A 772-nucleotide genomic window follows, 5' to 3' on the forward strand; every position below is an offset into this window, starting at 1 on the left:
GGGCGGGGTGGGACGGTGCCGCGTTCCTGCGCAGGAGCTGAGCAAGCGCTCGGCTGGCGTGGCTGCCGCATATTGTGCTCACTTCCGTATGAGAAAGCCCCCGGAATTGTTGCCGGGTGGATAAGAGAAACCGTTCTTGGATTGGCTTCCCGGCTTTTTCGAATAGAGCCATTGCGTCGCCGGGTTACCCGTACGTAACGTCCCATTCGCAAGTTGCGGGGATTACCTGCCGTAACCCTCGGGCCCATTGCACCGGTCTCGGCCTCCCTGGGCCGGTCAGCAGGGCCGCACCGCACGGGCCCCGTGGTCAATCCCCCTTGACCGCGGGGTCCGTGACCGTCATCCAAACCCCGGGAGTTGAGCGATGAGAGGTGCCGTGAGCCGCCGGCGGCATGGGCTGCGCCTGGCCGGCGTGGCGTGCGTGGCGCTCGTCGCCGGGCTGCTGTCCGGGTCGGGCTCGGCCGCGGGGGAGCAGAGCGCACGGGTGACGGCGGAGTACGAGTGCGCCGTGCCTGGTGGGGGGAGCCAGGCCGTCGAGGTGGACCTTGCGCAGGGGTATCCCGAGAGCGGGGTCGCCGGGAAGGCCATCCAGCCGGGGGAGTTGACCGTACGGGTCGTGCTGCCCGCGGGCGGGGTGACGAAGCTGCTGCCCGAGGGCGCGGCGACGGTCGGCGGCACCGCGGCGCTCACCGCGGTGGTGACGCAGGGGTCCGAGCGGGCCGAGGCGGGGTGGAGCGGGCTCAGCGCCGAGGAGGACGAGGCGCGATAGCGA

1 protein-coding gene is annotated in these 772 nt (G+C 70.9%); it reads left to right on the top strand.

Translation table 11 applies throughout. From position 1 onward, the window contains the following. Positions 1–364: 364 nt before the first annotated feature. The gene (locus G5C51_RS42275) at positions 365–769 is read left to right on the top strand and encodes a DUF6801 domain-containing protein (RefSeq protein ID WP_165246257.1); all 405 of its coding nucleotides are present in this window, start codon (positions 365–367) and stop codon (positions 767–769) included. Positions 770–772: the final 3 nt, after the last annotated feature.

The sequence above is a fragment of the Streptomyces coryli genome (assembly GCF_011044975.1).
In the GTDB taxonomy this organism is placed as follows: domain Bacteria; phylum Actinomycetota; class Actinomycetes; order Streptomycetales; family Streptomycetaceae; genus Streptomyces; species Streptomyces coryli.

Coding starts and splice junctions, on each gene's coding strand:
- G5C51_RS42275 (WP_165246257.1), top strand. CDS start 365: ATGAGAGGTGCCGTGAGCCGCCGGCGGCATGGGCTGCGCCTGGCCGGC.